We start from the raw sequence: 18,937 nt of genomic DNA on the forward strand, positions 1-18,937 counted from the left end.
TCTGTCCCTTTCAACAATTCAAAGAACTGCTCGCATAACAAAGCAGGACCGATGTATTTCTCTGAACTTCGGTAAACTTCGCAACAGAACCCATCTGCCCTAGCCGGTATCGAACTGGTCAACATGATCCGCAAAGGTCAATTCACGCCCGGACTCTCTCGGTTTCAGCAATTTGCCCAACTGGCAGGATAATCGACCCGCCGGCGCCATCTTCTAACCCTACAAAAGAATACGCGACAGAACCGCTCGTCCATTACGCTCAGTGCGCGCATTGCCTCGGGCAAAAGGGTTTCTGCGGCTTCGGTCGGGATCAGGCGCTGCCGTTCACGGCGGAAAAGCTTCAGTTCCAGATCGCGTTCTAATGCCGATAGCTGGCGGCTGACGGCGTCAGGCGCATCTGTTCCGCTACCTTCGCGATGGTACCCGTCTGCATGACCTCGGCAAATAGCTTCAGCGAGGCAATTTTGGGCATTCTCGCGGACGTCCTTGGTCTCCGGCTGTGGCGTTAGATTTGTTGCGCTTTGGGAAGCATCTGACCGGTATCGTCCAGTTTATGCACGAAATAAGCGAGCAGGATTTCGTAGATTGCCGGATTCAAGTGGCGTGGCACCGCTCCCAAAGTGACCAAAATCTTAACCTGATGGGATTGCAGTACATCACGTCCATCAAGTGTCTGAATAGACCGCAATGCGCGATTCTCTGGCTGTAATCTTTGGCTTGCGGCGAGCTATCCGAATTTCGTCTGGCGATCATATCGAAAAGATATTTTTGGAACCGAACCCGCGCGGATATCGTTCAATTCACGCGAATGCCGAAGACAAGTGCGGCGGATATGGAAGTGAGGAAACAATGTACGAGGACGCCGTTGCGGCCGCCAAAGACGTGATGCACCGCCACGTTCAGGCACTGAATGCCCGTGATGCCGCAGCCATATCAGAGACGCTGCATTTTCCGCATTTTCGCCTGGCAGGTGAAACCGTAAAGATCTGGGATAGCCCTGACAGCTATCTGATAGATTTCCACTCCCGCGCGGGCGACAATTGGGGGCACACGGAGTGGGGACATCTCAGGCCGCTGCAGTCCGAGGCCAGCAAGGTGCATCTGGACGTCATGGTGAACCGGTTCGACAAATCCGGGCAACCGCTGGTTTCTTTCCGGTCTCTCTGGGTGATCACGCGAATTGCCGGCGTTTGGGCAGCGCAGATGCGATCATCTTTTGCGCAGGAAGCACGCCAGTAAGCGATCACATTTTCTTCTGTCGCGCGCCGGGATATAGTAATCTCGACTGCGAACTGTATTCAGGTGTGCGATGAATATCCGCCAGCTTCGGTATTTTATTTCAATTGTCGATCAGGGCAGCGTATCCAGCGCTGCGCGGGTCCTTCATATCGCGCAACCCGCGCTCAGCCAGCATATCGCCAATCTGGAAGAGGAGCTGACCACCGAACTGCTGGTGCGATCATCCCGTGGGGTCAAGCCAACGAAGGCAGGCGAAGTTCTGTATCATCACGCCCGCAAGATCGTTGCACAGATTAAAGAGGCAACCGACGACGTTCGGAAAGAGGCCGATACCCCGCGCGGTGAGGTCTCGATTGTTGTCCCTCCGATGTTGGGCATTCACGTGGCACCATTGTTGCTGGAACGGGTTGCCGAGAAGTACCCCGAGGTCGAGCTTCGGATTATGGAAGAGCTGGCCCTGAACGTAAAAGAGATGGTTGAAAACAGCCGGGTAGATCTGGGTGTTCTGGCAACCCGCGACAAAACCCCCAAGGCTGAATACTTACATCTTTATACAGAACCGTTGTATCTTGCGTCCCGCCGCAAATCTGACGACAAGCCATGCTCGGGGGATGAGACCGTGGATGTCAAAGCGCTGTTTTCTACACCTCTGGTACTGAGCCAACAGTCGCATGCCGTGCGCGAGATTGTCGAAGATGTCGCGGAAAAGATGGGGCGCACGCTGAACCTGCGTGTGACGACCGAGTCCGCACGTCTGCGGATCAGCTACATTCGCAGCGGCGTAACATCCGGAGTGTTGCCCTGGCCCTCAATCGATGGTCTCTGGCGTCGTGGAGAGATTTCGGCAAAACGGCTGATCAACCCGGATCTGATCCGCGAAGTGTACCTAACCTGGCCACGCAATCAGCCGCTGAACGCTGCGTCTCGGGCAGTCAGGCAGGAATTGCTGGATATCTGCCACGAACTGTTCGAAAGCGGTGTGATCCGGGGCACGTTCCGGCATGTGCTGCCCGAGGATCAGAATCCGTAAAGACGCGCGGGATTGTCCGTAAGGATTGCGTTTCGGGTAGCCGCCGCGGGCGCCCAAAGGGCCAATTCGTCCAATAAATCGCCGTCATTGGGCATCGCCACCGGAATATGCGGGTGCGGCCAATCGGTGCCATAAACAACCTGATCCGGGTTCGCGGTGATCAGGGTTTGGGCGATGGGCGTGACGTCGTCATATTGCGGTGCGGTCTGGCCGGTGATCCGATACGCGCCCGACAGTTTGGTCCAAGCTTTGCCTTCGCTCATCAGGTTCAGCAGATCCTGAAACCCCGCGGTCCCGATCCCCTTGCTCACCGGAAAGTGCCCCATATGATCAAAGACGGTTTGTACCGGCAGGGACGAGAAATAGGCGTAAGGGTCAGGAAAGGTGCTGATGTCCAACAGCACCTGCAGGTGCCAGCCCAATGGCGCGATCCTGTCGGCTATGGTGCGCACCTCAGCCATCGCCTTGTCGCCGCTGAACAATAGGTTAGCCCGGACGCCGCGCGCACCCTGATCGTGCATCTGCTGCAATTGTTCCTCGGTGACTGTACCATCGACGACCACGATTGCGCGGTATCGTTCGCGGTCGGCTTCGGCCGCCTCCAGTGTTGCGCGATTATCGGTTCCATAAATGCTGGGCTGGACGATCACAGCGCGCTCGAAACCAAGAGTGGCCAGTAGATGTTCGTAGGATGCTAAGGATGCCTCGGGTGGCGTATAAAACCTGTCCGACACCATCGAGTATTTTTCTTGCGGGCCAAACACGTGGGAATGGCAATCACAGGCAAGTGGCGGCATTGCGAATTGTGGCGCGCGGGGGAACGGATCGGGACCGGCGCAGTTAGGGATCTGGGGGTTGCCCTCGGTCATGTGGAAGCACCCTTAGAGGCAACGAAGTCAGCCTTTGCGCCGGGGGCAGGCGTGGCGCCAAATCCGCCCCGTTCCAACACCGCCTCGACCCCGCCATGTTTCTCGATGATCGCCGCCTGATCCGCTTTGGCCTGACGATCGACCGCATCAGGATCGCAGACCTTGAGCAATTCGGCATGCAGCTCAGCGCGGATCGCTTCGTGCTCGGGCACGGTGCCCAGATCGTTGATCTCAGCAGGGTCGGTGCCGAGGTTGAAGAGCTGCGGCTCCATCCCGGTGTAATAGATGTATTTCCACGGCCCCTTGCGTATCATGAAAGCCCCCGACATTGCCCCTGCGGCGTGATATTCAGAAAACACGGTACGGTTCGGGCAATCTTCCTCGGACGCAATCTGGAACAGCGACCGGCCGGGCAGTTCGGGGTCATCGGCGCTGAGCCCGGCGCAATCCAACACGGTTGGGAAAACATCAGCCAACGACACTGGCGTCTTGCTGACCTTGCCGCCCGGCACATCCGGCCCGGCCATGATCATCGGAATGGCGGCGGCCTCTTCATACATGTTGGACTTGCCCCACATTCCGCGTTCGCCCATGTTGTCGCCGTGATCGCTGACATAGATGACGTTGGTGTTGTCGGTCAGGCCGGCGGCTTCGATGGCATCCAGAATGCGGCCAACATTGTGATCCATAAAACTGACCAGCCCGAAATATCCCGTCAGCGCGGCCTGCGTGCGTTCCTCGTTGAAATTGTCGTAGACAAAGCAATGGCGCAGTGCCTTGAGCCAGGGGTGGTCATCCTCGCGCGCAAGTTTCGAAGGCTTGAGGTCCATGTCTTTGTATAGGTCAAAAAATTTCTGCGGCGCGGTCAGCGGGAAGTGGGGCGCGACCATCGAGATAAACACAGTCCATGGCTTGTCGCTTTCCGGTTCGTTTCCACGCTCGGCAATCCATTCGCAAGCTGCGTCTGTGATGTTGCGGTCATATGCGGTGTACGAGGTCTCACCCGCGCCGGCGCTGTCGGCCAGATCGCGGGCCTTCCAGCGGCGCGGCATCGGCTCGCGGACGCAGCCCAGCACGTCGCCGACACCATTGACCAGATGCATCGGGATCTGCTGGAAATCCAGCCCCACGGGGTCGGATTCGTTGCGGTAATGCAGTTTTCCGATCGAGCCCACAGGGTTGCCGTTCTGCTGCAGGTAGTGACCCCAGGATTTCGGTTCGCCGGTATAAGGTGTGGCATTGTCCCAGTGGCCGGTCTGGTGGCCATATTTGCCGGTGGCAAAGCTGGCGCGCGCGGGCACGCAGATCGGTGCGTTGGTATAGGCGCTGTCGAACAGGGTGCCCCGTGCGGCCAGTCGATCCAGATTGGGTGTCTTGATGAATGGATGTCCGGCGCATCCCATGATGTTAGACGCGTGTTCATCAGACATCAGGACAATCATGTTATGGGCGGTCATGGGGGCCTCGTTTCTTCCAGTGGTTACGGTTCGAGCCGCGCCAGAAGCGCAGAACAGGGGTGTGCGGGTTTGGCGTCGCCAAACCGTCCGACCTGGGACCGGCAGGAAAACCCGGTGGCCAACGCGCCGAGCCCGGCGGTTTCCAGAGGTTCACGCCAGGACAGGTCAAAAAGCTGGCCAGACATGGCGCGGTGTTCGGCTTCATGACCAAACAACCCTGCCATGCCGCAGCATCCGGTATCGGCGATGTCGAGCGTCAGTCCGAAATGCCGAAACACCGACTGCCAGCGTCGGGGGGTGGCGGGGTCGGCGGTTTTCTCGGTGCAATGGGTGAACAAGGTGTAGCGTGTGGCTTCATCGTTGGGCAGCCGGGGCAGCGCGTGCAGATTGTCGGACAAGAAGCGGTCGAGCGACAGGACCTGACCTGCACCGAGATCGTAATCCTTGTTCAGCAGGTCGGTCACGGCGGGCTCAAGACTGATCAGTGGCAGATCAATTGCCCTAAACTGCGACAGCAGAGCGGTGGTCTGATCGCGCTGCGCTGCAAAAGCGTTCATCATGCCGCGGACCTGCCGGGCCTTGCCGTTGGCGACCGGTGGAATGGCCCAGACAGTAAATCCCAGCCGGCCCAGCAGAGCCGCCGATTGCGCGATCACTTTGGTGTCGAAGGCACCGGTGAAACTGTCCAGCACCAGCAGAACGGGGCGTTGCCCCCAGTCGGGCGGCGGTGCGTGGGGATAGACCAAGCGACCTCCGGCGTCCTGCACCGCCTGTTCGGCGGACAGGGCGGCATAGCGTGGGATATCGACAAGGCCAAACCCCCGGTTCAGCACAGCGCGCGTCAGAGAATTGCCCGCCAGCAGATTGGCCAGTCGCGGCAGCTTGCGCAGGGCCAGCGAAAGTCGCTCCATATGACGCAGCACATGGTCGCGCGCGGGGCGGGTGCGGGTCTTGAAGTATTCATGCAGGAAGGCGGATTTCATCGCTGGGATATCAACGCGGACCGGACATTGACCAGTGCAGGATTTGCACGACAGGCACGTGTCCAGACTGTCCTTCAGCGCCTCTTCCACCCAGGCAGCATCTTCGCCGGTCGAGCGGAGCCGTGCCCATTCGCGAAACAGGCTGGCGCGGCCCTTAGGGGCCTGAACCTTGTCGCACGTGGCCTTGTAGGACGGACACATCGGATCGCTGGGTGCCCAGTTGTGACAGGCCCCATTGCCGTTGCAGGCGATGGCACGGTCGAAATCGGCATGGACCGTGTCGTCGATCTGGGCATCTCGCGCTCCGCGCATCGGCACGGCGTCCAGCTTCATCACTGTCATGTCACTGTCGGCCGCCGTCACCAGCTTGCCCGGATTCAGCCGGTTGTCGGGATCGAAAGCGGCCTTGACCCGACGCATCACGCCATAAAGGTCAGGACCTACATATGTCTCGACATATTCGCCCCGCATCCCTTTGCCATGCTCACCCCAGATCAGGCCTCCATGCTTTTGGCATAGCGCTGACACCGCGTCCGATATCGGACGGATCTGGTCCCGGTCCGCCGGATCGCGCATGTTCAGCATGGGGCGCACGTGCACACAGCCCACATCGGCATGGCCGAACATGCCGTAAGTCAGGCCGCATGCATCCAGCAACTGGCCGAACTCGGCCACAAAGGCCGACAGGTTTTCCGGTGGCACGGCTGCATCCTCGACAAAGGGCAGACCGATACGGCTGGTTTCCACTGCTGCCAGTAAGCCGACCGAGCGTTTGCGCATTTCCCACATCGCTGACATTTCAGCGGGTTCAGCTGTCTTTACCTTCGCGGAAAGTGCAACGTGGTTCTGGCCAAGGACATCCGCCAAACGAGTCTGACCGGCGTGCAGTTCGTCTTCGCTTTCGCCGGTGAATTCGACGAAAAGAAACCCGCCCGCCTCGCCGATCTGACCAAGTACGCTTTCCACCTCGCTCCAGATTGGTGAGGCTACGGCAAGTTTCAGGATCTTGTCGTCCAGAAATTCGATGGCTGCGGGTTCCGCCTTGACCAGGTACGGAACGTGATCCAGCGCCGCCACGCAGTTGTCGTAGGCCAGCACTGTCAGAGCGCGCGTCTTGGGGATCGGTGTGATGCGCAGTGTCAACCTTGTGGTCAGGGCCAGCGTTCCCTCGGACCCGGCCAGCAGTTTGATATAGTTGAGATCACCCGCATCGGAACGCGCCTCGTCCAGGTTATAGCCGGTCAAGCCCCTGTTCATGGCGGGACAGCGGTGGGCGATCTCTTGGGAGTGGATGTTCAGATCACGTCGGATGGCCTTGCCGATACGCTCCAGTTCGGCATCCGAAGTTGCGTGAGTGGTGGCCGTGGCACTTCTCCCATTGGCCAGAATGATATCGGCGCTCAGAACATGGTCCGACATACGGCCATAAATCCGACTGCCCTTGCCGCTTGCATCGGTCGCGAACATGCCGCCCACCGTTGCCCGCGACGATGTGGAAACTGTAGGGGCAAAGAAATAACCATGCGGTCTGAGATAGGCGTTGAGCTGGTCCAGCACGACGCCTGGTTCGACAGTGACCGAGCGCGCCTTTATGTCCAATGATAGAATGCCGATCATGTGCCGGGACATGTCGATCACCACACCGTCATTCAGCGACTGGCCGTTGGTGCCGGTTCCGCCCCCGCGCGCGGTCAGCGCGAATTCAAACCGATCCGCAAGCGCTGCGGCCTTTGCCACGTCGGCGGCATCCCTTGGAAACAGGATCGCCTGAGGCGCGATGTGATAAATGCTGTTGTCGGTCGCCCCGACCAGCCGCGCGGCTTCGTCTTCGGCGATATCGCCGCCAAAGCCATCGGCGCGCAGGGCGTTCAGATACTGCCGCAAATTGGATGCGGTGTCGTCCAGCATTTCTTCAGAATCCCTGTTGGTGTGCCCGAGCGCCGGTCAGGGCACTCGGGCAGGGGTTTGTCAGGTCTGCAATTCAGCAGGAGTGGCCTTGCGGGCGCGCATCCGTCCGATGATGCGGATACCAATTGCAATCACGGGGATAGCAAAGAAGATCAGCGCGACCGGGCGGTGCAGGAAGATGCCGAACCCATCATCGGTCAACAGCACCGACTGGCGCAGCGCCTGTTCGGCACCCGGCGCCAGCACAAAGGCAATGATCGCCGCAGCAGGGCTGAAGTTCAGCGTCCGCATGAAGTACCCGATCAGACCAAAGATGCATGCCACCAGTACGTCGAACATCGACGACCGCGCGGTGTAGGCCGAGATCAGGGCTACCGCCAGGATGGTCGGATAGATCAGCCTCTGAGGCACCTTGTCGATGACGCGGCCAATGACCGGGCCCAGGAACCAGCCGATCAGACCATAAAGCGCGATACCGATCAGACCGGCGGCAAACAGGCCATAGACGATGTCGCCCGACGTCTCGAAGATTTTCGGGCCAACCTGAATACCATGGATCAGGAACACACCCATCAGCATCGCCGCGATGGTCGAACCCGGAACGCCAAGCGCCAGCAACGGGATCATCGACGGGCCGGATACCGCGTTGTTGGCGGCCTCGGGCGCGGCCACGCCTTCGATGGCACCTTTGCCCCATTCGTCCTTGTTCTTGGCTTTGGCCTTGGATGAGCCATAGGCTACGAAACAGGCCACCGCCGAGCCGACGCCAGGGATAAGGCCCACAAGCGCGCCGATGAACGATCCACGCCAGATAAAGGGCAGGCAGCGTTTGATTTCGGCCCAGCTAAGTTGGTCATCCTCGGGCTTGCGGGCTGCGATTTCGTCATGTTGCGCCTGACCGGAACGCGCGGCCTGAACCTGCGCAAACACCTCGGAAATCACGAACATGCCGATCAGCAGCGGCACCAGCGAGAAGCCGTTATACAGTTCGACCATCCCGAAGCTATAGCGCGGCTCGGATGTGATCGGATCCAGTCCGATCATCGCCAGCGTTGCGCCAAACAGGGTTGAGGCGATGCCCTTGAGGACGGAATCCGAGATCACCGAACCGATGATCAGGAAGGCGCAGACATAGATTGCAAAGTAATCCGGCGGTCCCAGTTCGCGAGTCAGCTGTGCGATGGTCAGCGCACCGAAGATCAGCATGAACTCACCGACATAGTCGCCAATGACTGACGCAGTTGTCGCGGTCTTGAGCGCTTTGCCTGCCTGACCCTTCTTGGTCAGCGCGTGCCCGTCGATAACCGTCGCCGCCGCGGCCGTTGTTCCCGGAGTATTGAACAGGATGGCCGAAATGGATCCGCCGAACCGCCCTGCCTTGCCGATGACATAAAGGAAAGCCAGCGCTGACAGAGGATCGATGTAATAGGTAATTGGCACCAGCATTGCGATCGCGGCCGAGGCCGTCAGGCCGGGCACCGCACCGACGATCACACCGAGGATCGAGCCCAGCACCACGAACATCAATGTCTCGGGTGTGGTGAAAATGGTGTAGAAACCGTTCAGAAGTTCCATGTCACATTCCTCACTTCAGCCCGATCAGGGACAGGGGGTTGAAGATGGTAGCGGCTGGTTCGAACACTGTCATCAGCTTGAAGAACAGCAGATACAGCACGGCTGTTCCGATCACCGGTAGCAGGATCAGGGCAGGGGGGCGCACGGCAAAAAGCAGCGCCGCACAGAACAGCGTTACGAAACAGGCGGTGACGTAACCGAACGCACCGAACATCCAGACAAAGGCCAGACCCAGCAGGAAAAGTGGCACGGCGTCAGAAAAGAAGCGTTTCGCCTCAAAGCTGCTTCTATCTGCAGGTGCGGTCTGGCCACGGAAACCAAAAACAATCAGGATTAAACCGATCAGCCCAAGCGCCACACAGATCGCCTGTGGAAAGAACCGGGGTCCGACACCTTCTTCGTCAACAAAATCCAGTGAGATGTTGAAGGATTTCCAGAAAAAGAAGGCGGCCAGCGCAGCCAGCGCGGCCCCCGCCACAATGTTGTGACGCGCAGTTTTGCGCGCCACGTTGATATCGATGTTCTGGGTCATTCCAGACCTTCCAGGAGCTTGCCCCATTCAACCTTGGACACATCGATATTTGCGGCAGTATCCGCGCCATTGACGCTTGCGGTCGGCAGACCGGCGGTGGTCAGCGTGTCGAGATAAGCCGCGTCCTGCGTGATCGCGACAATAGCTTCGGACAGTTGCGCCACGACATCATCGGGAGTGCGGGCCGGTGCCATCACGATCATCTGCGACGAGACCGGGATGAAGTCGATGCCCAGGGACTTGGCGGTTGGTGCGTCCGGAGCTGCCGGGTGCGGATCGTTGGACAGTACCGCCAGTAGGCGAACTTCGTCTTCGAAACCACGGCCCAGATGCGCGCCCATGACGCCGAAATCAACTTCTGAACTGGCCAGTGCCGCGCGCACACCCGAGCCACCCTTGAACGGCACATCCTTGGCCTTGACCTCATTGGGCTTCAGAACACCAAGACCCGCCATATGCCAGACATTGCCGCGACCGGTATGGCCCCAACGCAACGCAGTGTCTGAGGATTTGCCTGCTTCGAGCAGCTCGTCCAGCGATTGGATGGGCGATCCCGCGGGCACGAAGATACCGGCGGTCAGTTCGCCGATAGTACCAACCATCTTGAAGTCGTCGGTTGAAACAACCTGCGGCTTGATCAGGTTCTTCAGAACCATCGAGCCTGCCGAGGCCAGATACAGGGTATAGCCGGTGGGCGGTTGGTCCGCCACGAAACGGCCGCCGACAAGGCCCCCGCCACCGGGCTTATTGACAACAACCACCGGCTGTCCACCGGTATGCGCCTCAGCCGCGCTGGCCAGCGCACGGGCATAGGTGTCGGTGCCACCACCGGCTTTGAAACCTACGATCATATCGATCGGGCGCTCGGGGAAACCGTCTGCCTGGGCCATTGTTCCTGCCACGGCCAATGCCGCACCAACGGCCAGGCTCTTCATCCATCCTAGGTTTGTCATGGTTCTCCTCCCATCGAGTTCGCGGCACTACGGCAGCGACTATTGTTCCATTCTCAGAGGCTATCGCTGGTTCTATTCATTCAGGAAATACTATCTTGCGATTTACCCCATCGGAAAATCATATTGGAAGATTTCATGGTCCCTCCAACGCCCGGGGCTCATCTGCCCCTCGGCTAAACTCTTTCCAGCAAAAGTGAAATTCCCTGACCGACGCCAATGCACATTGTGCAGATCGCTCGGTTTCCTCCCCCTCGCTCCAGTTGGTGTGCCGCCGTCAAGGCCAGTCTCGCCCCCGACATGCCCAACGGGTGACCCAGTGCAATCGCGCCTCCGTTGGGATTCACCTTTGGGGAATCATCGGGCAGCCCCAGTGCCCTTGTCACGGCCAAAGCCTGTGCTGCAAAAGCTTCGTTAAGTTCTACAATATCGATCTGGCTTATATTCATTCCTGCGCGCGCCAGTAGCTTCTGTGTTGCTGGCGCCGGACCAAAGCCCATAATCCGGGGTGCGACCCCGACCGTAGCCGCGCAAACGATCCGGGCGCGCGGCGTCAGGCCATGGCGTTTTGCGGCATCTTCACTGGCAATGATCAGCGCTGCGGCACCGTCATTTACACCCGAGGCGTTGCCCGCAGTCACCGATCCGCCCTCACGAAACGGTGCACGCAGTTTGGCCAGCCCTTCAAGTGTGGTTTCCGGCCGGGGATGTTCATCGGCGTCAATGACCATCGGGTCGCCTTTGCGGCGACGTACGGTCACGGATGTGATCTCTTCCGCCAATACGCCCGCCTTCTGCGCCGCCACTGCGCGCTGTTGTGAGCGAAGGGCGAAAGCATCCTGATCTGCCCGGCTGATCCCGAATTCTTCAGCCACATTTTCAGCCGTCTCGGGCATCGAGTCGACACCGTATTGCGCTTTCATCTGTGCGTTGACAAAGCGCCAACCGATGGTCGTGTCATGGATTTCTGCCCCGCGGGAAAAGGCAGAGGTTGCCTTTGGCATCACAAAGGGCGCGCGGCTCATGCTTTCGACGCCGCCCGCGATGATCAGGTCTGCATCTCCGGCCCGGATCGCGCGCGCGCCATAGCTGACCGCGTCCAGACCTGACCCGCACAACCGGTTCAGCGTTGTGCCTGAGACGGTGTCGGGCAGACCCGCCAGTAGCGAGGACATGCGCGCGACGTTGCGGTTGTCCTCGCCCGCCTGATTGGCGCAGCCGAACAGGACATCGTCGACCGCCGCCCAATCCACCTGCGTATTGCGCGCCATCAAGGTCCGCAGCGGGATCGCTCCCAGATCATCGGCGCGGACGGAAGACAACCCGCCGCCATAGCGCCCGATCGGTGTGCGGATGGCGTCACATATGAAGGCCTCGTTCATTAGATCACTCCGGCGTTGCGCATTGCCTGAATGGCGGCAGTGTCATGGCCCAGCCCCCGCAGGATCTCATCAGTGTCCTGACCTTTGGCGGGCGGGGGGCGGTTGAACTCGTTCAGACCGGCCGAGAACTTGGTCGGGTACCCGGCCTGAAAGCTCTTGTTTTCACCTTCGCCCAGCTCTCCGAACATTCCGCGATCCTGCAGGTGCGGATCGTCGAACAGGCGCATGTCCTGATAGACGACTGCCCAGGGCAGATCGGTGGGGTGGAACAGCGCCTCCCACTCGGCCATGGTTTTAGAAGCGAACATTTCCGACATCATCGCATGCACCTCGTGCTTGCACTGATTGCGCAACTGGTTGGTGGCGTATTCGGGGCGGCCGAGTTGCGGGAAATCTGCCTCCATCAGCACCGCCAGCTGCACCCAGAACTTGTTTTCGAACAACCCGATGGCGATATGGCCGCCATCGCTGGTTTCAAAGATGTCATTGTCAGGCATGACAAAGGACATCTTGTCGGGGTCGCCCTCGCACAGTTCATGCGCGATCCGCACCAAGGGCGCGGACCAGTTCACCATCGCGTCGGTGATGGCGACGTCCAGATACTGACCCTGACCGCTGATCCTGGCCGAACCCATGGCCACCGCTAACGACAGCGCGCCATACATCGCACCCGCATAGTCCGAAAGGCGGACCTTGGGGCGGGCCAGCTTGTCATTGACCTGGCTGGGGACGGCAAAATAACCCGACAGAGCCAGAAAATCGATATCGTGCCCGGCGCGATGGCGATAGGGACCGGTCTGACCAAACCCGGATAGCGAGCAATAGACGATGGCCGGGTTTAGCGCCCGAACGTCCTCGTACCCGAAGCCTAGCCGATCCATCACGCCGGGGCGGAAGCTTTCGATGACCGCATCCGCGCTCTTAAGCAGGTCGGTCAACACCGCTTTGCCCTCATCGGATTTCAAATCCAATGTCAGGGATTTTTTGTTCCGGTTCAGACGCGCGAACATGTCCTTTCCAAGACGACGGCCCGGATCACCATGTTTGGGCTCTTCGATCTTGATGACCTCGGCACCCAGATCGGCCAGCGATTGCGTTGCAAAGGGACCCGGCAACAGGCGCGACAAATCAACGATGCGCATGCCGTTCAGGAAGGACCAGTCATTCGTCATTGCGCCGCCTCCGGATGTGTCTGTTTCCATTCTTTTTGGATACCTTTACCGATGGTGTTGCGCTGAATCTCGGAACTGCCAGTCAATACGCGGAACATGCGTAGACGGCGGAACACCCACTCGACGGGGTGGTTCTTGGTCATGCCGGTCGCGCCATGGATCTGGATCGCCTTATCAGCCACCTGAAAGGCGTTTTCGGCGACAAAAACCTTGCACATGGCCGCCTCGGTCCGAATGTTCTCGCCCCGATCAGCCTTGGCGGCGGCGGCGTGGATCATCGAATGAGCGGCAAAATTCGCGGTTTTCATATCGGCCAGCATGTGCTGGATCGCCTGAAAGTTGGCGATGGGTTGTTTAAACTGTACCCGCCGGTTGGCATAATCCACCGTCTGTTCCAGAGCAAACTGCGCATGGCCCAGCATGGTGGGGCATTGGAGAAGACGGTTGATGTTGATCCGCTCCATCCCCAGCTTGAACCCGTTGCCCAATCCTCCAAGGATATTGCGCGCAGGCACCCGGACATTTTCCAGAATGATGTCATTGTCGATATGCTGACCGGACATCGGCAGGTAATGCCCTTCGACCCGATACCCGGGCGAGGCCGCATCAATCAGAAACGCAGTCACGCCGTCTGCCCCCGCTTCCGGGTCAGTCACACACATAACGATGGCAAAATCCGCCGTGCGCGACGCGGTGATATAGCGTTTGTGCCCGTTGATGATGTAGTCGTCGCCATCCTTGACGGCGGTGGTTTCGATCCGCATCGCATCCGATCCCGCATTGGGCTCACTCAGCGCAAAACAGCCGGCGCGTTCACCGCGCGCGGCGGGGTAGAAAAACTCTTCGTTTTGCTCGTCGGTCGCGCGGGTGATGATGTACCCGATCCGCATCGGTCCGCCGTTTTCACCCAGCACACAGCCATAAAGCGCCGCGTTGGACCGCGTGCAGTCGGCCTTGAGCGTGCACAGCTGATCGATGGACAGACCGAGCCCGCCAAATTCTTCAGGCAGGTTGCAGCCATAGATGCCCAACTCGCGTGAGCGTTTCCACCATTCTTCCAGCTGCGCCCGTTCGAACCGGGTTTCGTGGGTTAGACCATGCTCCTGTTCAAACGGGATCATTTCATCATAGAGCAGATTGTTCACTTTCGACCGCAGGTCGGCAAAGGCTTGGCTCTCAAGGCCCGACGTCGCGAGATTTAGCCCCTGATCCATGGTCACACCTTCCGATCCGAGTTGGCCCAATAGCCGTCTCTCACTTGGCGACGCAGAATCTTTCCAGCGTCGTTCTTCGGCAGTTCGCTCACGATATCGATCGAATGCGGTTTCTTGAATTTCCCGAGTTTTTCTATGCAATGTGCAATCAGAGCATCAGCATCTATCTTGATCTCATCGCGCGGAACGATCACCGCCTTCACAGCCTCGCCCAGATCGGAATCTGGTACGCCTACAACACACACCTCATAGACTTCGGGATGTTCGAACAGCGCATTCTCGACCTCGTTGGGATAGACATTGAAGCCACCGGTGACGATCATGTCCTTCTTGCGGTCGATGATGAAGATATAGCCGGTATCATCTATGTAAGCGATGTCACCGGTGTGGTAGTACCCGTTCTTCAACACCGGCTCCGTCAGTTCTGGGGCGTTGAAATAGCCCTGCATCACATCTTCACCGCGTATCACCAGTTCTCCGGCCTCTCCTACGGGCATTTCGTTGCCCGTGTCGTCAACCACTTTCACTTCGGTCTCGAACAGCGGGCGACCGCATGACTGAAACAGCTCGGGTCGAGTATCCATTGCCAATCGGTGGTCCGCTTCGGTCAGGATCGTGACGGATGAACAAACCTCTCCCGCGCCGTACCCCTGGTTCAGGATCGGGCCAAAGAATTCGACCGCTTCGCGCAGGCGCGTAGGCGAAATCGGTGCCGCGCCATACCGCAACAGCCTGAGCGAGGCGAGATCGTAGTTGCCTCGGTTCGGTGCGGCGAGGATGCGGTTGATCATGGTCGGGACCAGATAGGTCTGCGTCACCTTCTCACGCTCCAGCGTTGAAAGATACGTATCCACATCAAACCGCGACAGGATAATATTGGTATGCCCCTGCGCAAGCATGGGCAGCAATGCCATCCCGGACACGTGGGTAATGGGCCCCACATGCAGAAAAGTCTCGTGCTGATCTGGATAAAGGCGCGACCGGAATGTGATCTTGCGCAGAATGGCGCGCCGGTTGCGCACAGAATGCATCGCAGCCTTGAGTACGCCAGATGATCCGGAAGTATAATGATGCACAGCGATGTCATCGGGATCGGCCTCGACACAGACAGGGGCGTTGTCGGCCTGTGTCAGCGCGTCTTCGTAGCTACCGCCCTCTCCCATGACCAGAAGGGTTTGCAGGCCAGATGTTTCGGTCAGGGCCTGCTGCGCTGCGGCCAAATGCGCCTCATCCGTGATCAGGACCCGAACCTGACTGTCGGCGCAGACATGCACCACTTCTTTCGCTGACAGCCGTGCGTTGATCGGAACACGGACAAAGCCGCCCTTCAACAGCGCCACTTCGGCTTCGGCGATTTCAACCCGGTTCCATGCCAATACTGCAACCCGCTCGCCCCTGGCGACGCCCAATCCGGCCAGAGCCGCCGCCAGACGATTTGTCCGGTCATCCAGTTCCGCATAGCTGAGCGCAACACGTTCATCCTTGAGCGCAATCCGGTCGGCCCAGAAGCGGGCGGCGCGGGTTACAAGATATCCCAGATTCGTCATTACAACCTCTCAGTTCGTTTATGGGCCCAGCCTGAAGCGGGGGCGTAGCCGATGGTCGGGAAAGGTAGAGAGTGGCGTTCAATAAGGAAAATATCATTTTTGACTGCTGGATATAGCAAAACGATATGGGTGTGATTTGCGGTCCCATAGGGTTTGCGTCTGGATGGGATCGGAACTCTCTATGCCCTTTTTCGGTGAAATCTTCGGTAGAGATACCGGCAGAGGATCATACAAGCCGGAGGGCATAGCATGAGCGCGGTGACGGTGACACGGATTGGGGAGGTTGGGGTGATCCGAGTGGATGCCCCTCCAGTCAATGCTATTTCGCAAGCGGTCCGGCAGAGTTTGTGGGATGCGGTTGAGGCCATTGTCGCGGATCCGCAGATCGCGGTTGGCGTGCTGATCTGCGCGGGCCGGACCTTCATGGCAGGCGCGGATGCGTCTGAGCTGGGCGAGCCGCCGGTGCCGCCGCATCTGAACGACCTGGTGAGTTTCATCGAATCCTGTCCCAAACCCATCGTCGCGGCCATTCACGGGCAGGCGCTGGGAGGCGGGCTCGAGATTGCGCTGGCGTGCTCGCATCGGATCGCGGCCCCGGATGCCCGTCTCGGCCTGCCCGAGGTCAATCTGGGCTTTGTACCCGGTGCGGGTGGCACGCAGCGTCTTCCACGTCTGATAGGGGTTGAGTCCGCTTTGGAGATGGCGGTCGAGGGAAAGCCCGTTACGGCGCAAAAAGCGCTGGAAACCGGGCTGGTCAATGCGATTGCCGAGGATCTGGAACCCGATGCGATGGCCTTTGCGGCTACGCTGATCAGGCTCGATCCAGCCCCGGTCAAGCTGAACCGTCCGATTATCGCCGAAAGCTTTGAGGCGGGTGTGTTCGATCGTTGGCGGGCCATGTGTGGCAGGCGCAAACGCGGGCTTGATGCGCCGCTGGCGGTGATCGACGCGGTTCAGGCGGCGACCGGCCTCGATTTTCAGGCCGGGCTGGACACCGAACGCGCCCTGTCGCTCAGGCTGCGCAAAAGTCCGCAATCCAAGGCGCTGCGCCATATCTTCTTTGCCGAGCGCGCGACCTACAAGGTCGGCGGGCTCGACCTGTCACAGGCGGACGACATCAGCAGCGTCGCGATCATAGGCGCCGGAACCATGGGGGCAGGCATTGCGCAGGTCTGTGCGGCGCAGGACATCCCCGTCACATTGGTCGAGATTTCGGAAGAGGCCGCGCAGGCCGGGCTCGAACGTATTCGGGGCAATCTGGAACAGGCGGTCAAACGCGGAAAGCTGGACGCGGCGCGGGCCGAGACGATTCTGGCGCAGGTCACACCCACCACCGACTACCAGGCGCTGGCGTCCACCGACCTCGTGATCGAAGCAACGGTCGAGGATTTGACGATCAAGAAACAGATCTTTGCGCGGCTGGATCAAGCCTGCCATCCGGATGCGATCCTGGCCACCAACACCTCCTATCTGGACATCAACGAGATCGCCACCGCCACGTCCCGGCCAGACCGCGTGGTGGGGCTGCATTTCTTCAGCCCCGCGCAGATCATGAAACTGGTCGAGATCATTCGCACCGACAGCACTGATCCGGCGGTCACGGCGACACTGGCAGCGATAATGAAGAAACTGGGCAAAATTGGCGTCATCGCCGGGGTTTGCCATGGCTTCATCGGAAACCGCATGTATCAAGCGTATCAACGAGAGGCGGGTCTATTGATGCTGGAATGCGGCTCACCCGAGCCGGTCGATGCGGCGTTGCGGCAGTTCGGCATGGCAATGGGACCATTTGAAGTGCTCGATTTATCAGGCATCGATATCGGCTATCTGATGCGCAAGGCGCTGCCAGACGGGGCGATTCACCCTTTAGCATTTCAAGTCCATGATCGCCTTGTTGAAATGGACCGCAAGGGGCGCAAGACTCAGGCTGGGTTTTACAGTTACGGCGCGGGAAGCATGAATTTGGACGACATTGTTCTTACCCTGATACGAGACATTGCAAAAAAGGCGAGGATTGCGCATCGTGACTTGTCGGTTCAAGAGATAACGGACCGGTGTATCCGTGCACTGCATGACGAGGGAAAGGCTATATTGTCCGAAGGCATCGCGGCAAAACCGGGCGATATCGATGTAGTCTTTGTCAATGGCTACGGCTTTCCGCGTCACAGGGGCGGACCGATGTATCATGGAATAAACGTCGTCGGCTAAACGACAATGTCACTTCGGCTGGCCTGGCAATGAACTCGACGGGCGCGGGATTGGCGCCAAGTCGTAAGGTTCGAATACGGAGTATTTCCCGCATAGCTATAGGAAAAGTTTGATATGACAAATGATGTTAACGCTAATCTGGCGCGTGGGTTGGAACTTGCTTCGCACGGCAGGCAACAGGACGAAGGCGTGCTGGTAATTCGCACCATAGCCATGCCCGCAGACACCAATCCGTCGGGTGATATTTTTGGGGGATGGCTCATGTCCCAGATGGATCTTGCGGCAGGCAACATGGCAGGTCGCGTATCGCAGGGGCGCGGTGCCACAGTCGCTGTCGAAGCTATGAAATTTCTTAGGCCGGTGAAAGTAGGGGACGAAGTGACCCTGTATGCTACATTACGGGCCGTCGGGCGAACTTCGATGCGAATTCACGTAGATGCCTGGGCTAGACCAAGATACTCTGGCAATGCTGAGAAAGTGACGGATGCGGATTTCGTATTTGTCGCACTAGAAAAAGACGGCTCTCCGCGACCGGTTTTTGACGAGCCATGATCGCTGGCTTTTTCCGCAAGAGATCAGCTGCAAACTTTTGAACATCCACGTGCGCGGTAATAGGTTCTGGACAGCACGTATCGTAAATAAGTTGAAAGCCGGGGTAACTGCGCTTTCTTCGAAAAAGCAGCGCATCTCCAGCCAATTTCAGAGATACCTGACCCGCACGCTTTGATCCCGGTCGCACCCAAGTTCCTCCAGTATCCTTGTGGTGTCCAAATTGAAGTCTTTCATCAGGTCCGCGACTTGAGCCGCCTGAAAGCTATCAAGGTTCCGCACCGTCCGACCTTCTTCGAAGGCTATCAACTCGTGTGATCTT

Annotated in this window: 14 protein-coding genes and 2 pseudogenes; 5 read left to right on the forward strand and 11 right to left on the reverse strand. The window is 58.8% G+C overall.

Annotation, left to right across the window (positions count from 1 at the left end):
- Nucleotides 1-93 precede the first annotated feature (93 nt).
- Nucleotides 94-192: pseudogene (locus tag ACR0IK_RS22300) on the forward strand (IS6 family transposase); the annotation flags it as partial.
- Here the strand turns inward: ACR0IK_RS22300 and ACR0IK_RS22305 are convergent.
- Nucleotides 165-472 (reverse strand): annotated as a pseudogene (locus tag ACR0IK_RS22305) (LysR family transcriptional regulator). The pseudogenes ACR0IK_RS22300 and ACR0IK_RS22305 overlap by 28 nt on opposite strands.
- 377 nt (nucleotides 473-849) lie before the next feature.
- Here ACR0IK_RS22305 and ACR0IK_RS22310 point away from each other — a divergent pair.
- On the forward strand, nucleotides 850-1,239 hold the full coding sequence (locus ACR0IK_RS22310) for a hypothetical protein (RefSeq protein ID WP_480643328.1): 390 nt from the start codon (nucleotides 850-852) through the stop codon (nucleotides 1,237-1,239).
- 70 nt (nucleotides 1,240-1,309) lie between these two features.
- On the forward strand, nucleotides 1,310-2,269 hold the full coding sequence (locus ACR0IK_RS22315) for a LysR family transcriptional regulator (RefSeq protein ID WP_480643329.1): 960 nt from the start codon (nucleotides 1,310-1,312) through the stop codon (nucleotides 2,267-2,269).
- Here ACR0IK_RS22315 and ACR0IK_RS22320 read toward each other — a convergent pair.
- The 10 genes from ACR0IK_RS22320 to ACR0IK_RS22365 all read right to left on the reverse strand — a co-directional run bounded on the left by ACR0IK_RS22320 (nucleotide 2,257) and on the right by ACR0IK_RS22365 (nucleotide 15,858).
- Nucleotides 2,257-3,138: an amidohydrolase family protein gene (locus ACR0IK_RS22320; RefSeq protein WP_480643331.1), complete on the reverse strand. Its 882-nt coding sequence runs from the start codon at nucleotides 3,136-3,138 to the stop codon at nucleotides 2,257-2,259. The two genes, ACR0IK_RS22315 and ACR0IK_RS22320, sit on opposite strands and share 13 nt — an antisense overlap.
- Complete coding sequence (locus ACR0IK_RS22325; RefSeq protein WP_480643333.1) at nucleotides 3,135-4,595, reverse strand: sulfatase-like hydrolase/transferase; 1,461 nt, start codon at nucleotides 4,593-4,595, stop codon at nucleotides 3,135-3,137. The genes ACR0IK_RS22320 and ACR0IK_RS22325 overlap by 4 nt, the downstream gene beginning before the upstream one ends.
- Before the next feature lie 23 nt (nucleotides 4,596-4,618).
- The gene (locus ACR0IK_RS22330) at nucleotides 4,619-7,486 is read right to left on the reverse strand and encodes an FAD-binding and (Fe-S)-binding domain-containing protein (protein WP_480643334.1); all 2,868 of its coding nucleotides are present in this window, start codon (nucleotides 7,484-7,486) and stop codon (nucleotides 4,619-4,621) included.
- 60 nt (nucleotides 7,487-7,546) lie between these two features.
- On the reverse strand, nucleotides 7,547-9,061 hold the full coding sequence (locus ACR0IK_RS22335) for a tripartite tricarboxylate transporter permease (protein WP_480643335.1): 1,515 nt from the start codon (nucleotides 9,059-9,061) through the stop codon (nucleotides 7,547-7,549).
- 10 nt (nucleotides 9,062-9,071) lie between these two features.
- Nucleotides 9,072-9,593: a tripartite tricarboxylate transporter TctB family protein gene (locus tag ACR0IK_RS22340; RefSeq protein WP_480643336.1), complete on the reverse strand. Its 522-nt coding sequence runs from the start codon at nucleotides 9,591-9,593 to the stop codon at nucleotides 9,072-9,074.
- Nucleotides 9,590-10,546, reverse strand: a complete 957-nt coding sequence (locus ACR0IK_RS22345) for a tripartite tricarboxylate transporter substrate binding protein (RefSeq protein ID WP_480643338.1) — start codon at nucleotides 10,544-10,546, stop codon at nucleotides 9,590-9,592. The genes ACR0IK_RS22340 and ACR0IK_RS22345 overlap by 4 nt, the downstream gene beginning before the upstream one ends.
- A 173-nt stretch (nucleotides 10,547-10,719) precedes the next feature.
- Nucleotides 10,720-11,925, reverse strand: coding sequence for a 3-oxoadipyl-CoA thiolase (pcaF, locus tag ACR0IK_RS22350; protein ID WP_480643340.1), 1,206 nt, complete (start codon nucleotides 11,923-11,925; stop codon nucleotides 10,720-10,722).
- Nucleotides 11,925-13,097 carry a CaiB/BaiF CoA transferase family protein gene (locus ACR0IK_RS22355; RefSeq protein WP_480643341.1) on the reverse strand — a complete coding sequence of 391 codons (1,173 nt, stop codon included), beginning with the start codon at nucleotides 13,095-13,097 and terminating at the stop codon, nucleotides 11,925-11,927. Before ACR0IK_RS22355 ends, pcaF begins: the two co-directional genes overlap by 1 nt.
- On the reverse strand, nucleotides 13,094-14,341 hold the full coding sequence (locus ACR0IK_RS22360; protein ID WP_480643342.1) for an acyl-CoA dehydrogenase family protein: 1,248 nt from the start codon (nucleotides 14,339-14,341) through the stop codon (nucleotides 13,094-13,096). The genes ACR0IK_RS22355 and ACR0IK_RS22360 overlap by 4 nt, the downstream gene beginning before the upstream one ends.
- Nucleotides 14,314-15,858 (reverse strand): class I adenylate-forming enzyme family protein, encoded by a 1,545-nt coding sequence (locus ACR0IK_RS22365; RefSeq protein ID WP_480643344.1) that lies wholly within the window; start codon nucleotides 15,856-15,858, stop codon nucleotides 14,314-14,316. Before ACR0IK_RS22365 ends, ACR0IK_RS22360 begins: the two co-directional genes overlap by 28 nt.
- Nucleotides 15,859-16,107: 249 nt before the next feature.
- On the opposite strand from ACR0IK_RS22365, the gene ACR0IK_RS22370 reads away from it, so the two are divergent.
- The gene (locus tag ACR0IK_RS22370) at nucleotides 16,108-18,066 is read left to right on the forward strand and encodes a 3-hydroxyacyl-CoA dehydrogenase NAD-binding domain-containing protein (RefSeq protein WP_480643345.1); all 1,959 of its coding nucleotides are present in this window, start codon (nucleotides 16,108-16,110) and stop codon (nucleotides 18,064-18,066) included.
- Nucleotides 18,067-18,180: 114 nt separating this feature from the next.
- Complete coding sequence (locus ACR0IK_RS22375) at nucleotides 18,181-18,618, forward strand: acyl-CoA thioesterase (RefSeq protein WP_480643346.1); 438 nt, start codon at nucleotides 18,181-18,183, stop codon at nucleotides 18,616-18,618.
- Nucleotides 18,619-18,937 lie beyond the last annotated feature (319 nt).

The sequence above is a fragment of the Ruegeria sp. BF7 genome, from assembly GCF_056538605.1.

What these genes read in the sequence shown, in the direction of transcription:
- ACR0IK_RS22310 (WP_480643328.1), top strand. Translation starts at nt 850, where the DNA reads ATGTACGAGGACGCCGTTGCGGCCGCCAAAGACGTGATGCACCGCCAC.
- ACR0IK_RS22315 (WP_480643329.1), top strand. Translation starts at nt 1,310, where the DNA reads ATGAATATCCGCCAGCTTCGGTATTTTATTTCAATTGTCGATCAGGGC.
- ACR0IK_RS22320 (WP_480643331.1), bottom strand. Translation starts at nt 3,138, where the DNA reads ATGACCGAGGGCAACCCCCAGATCCCTAACTGCGCCGGTCCCGATCCG.
- ACR0IK_RS22325 (WP_480643333.1), bottom strand. Translation starts at nt 4,595, where the DNA reads ATGACCGCCCATAACATGATTGTCCTGATGTCTGATGAACACGCGTCT.
- ACR0IK_RS22330 (WP_480643334.1), bottom strand. Translation starts at nt 7,486, where the DNA reads ATGCTGGACGACACCGCATCCAATTTGCGGCAGTATCTGAACGCCCTG.
- ACR0IK_RS22335 (WP_480643335.1), bottom strand. Translation starts at nt 9,061, where the DNA reads ATGGAACTTCTGAACGGTTTCTACACCATTTTCACCACACCCGAGACA.
- ACR0IK_RS22340 (WP_480643336.1), bottom strand. Translation starts at nt 9,593, where the DNA reads ATGACCCAGAACATCGATATCAACGTGGCGCGCAAAACTGCGCGTCAC.
- ACR0IK_RS22345 (WP_480643338.1), bottom strand. Translation starts at nt 10,546, where the DNA reads ATGACAAACCTAGGATGGATGAAGAGCCTGGCCGTTGGTGCGGCATTG.
- pcaF (WP_480643340.1), bottom strand. Translation starts at nt 11,925, where the DNA reads ATGAACGAGGCCTTCATATGTGACGCCATCCGCACACCGATCGGGCGC.
- ACR0IK_RS22355 (WP_480643341.1), bottom strand. Translation starts at nt 13,097, where the DNA reads ATGACGAATGACTGGTCCTTCCTGAACGGCATGCGCATCGTTGATTTG.
- ACR0IK_RS22365 (WP_480643344.1), bottom strand. Translation starts at nt 15,858, where the DNA reads ATGACGAATCTGGGATATCTTGTAACCCGCGCCGCCCGCTTCTGGGCC.
- ACR0IK_RS22370 (WP_480643345.1), top strand. Translation starts at nt 16,108, where the DNA reads ATGAGCGCGGTGACGGTGACACGGATTGGGGAGGTTGGGGTGATCCGA.
- ACR0IK_RS22375 (WP_480643346.1), top strand. Translation starts at nt 18,181, where the DNA reads ATGACAAATGATGTTAACGCTAATCTGGCGCGTGGGTTGGAACTTGCT.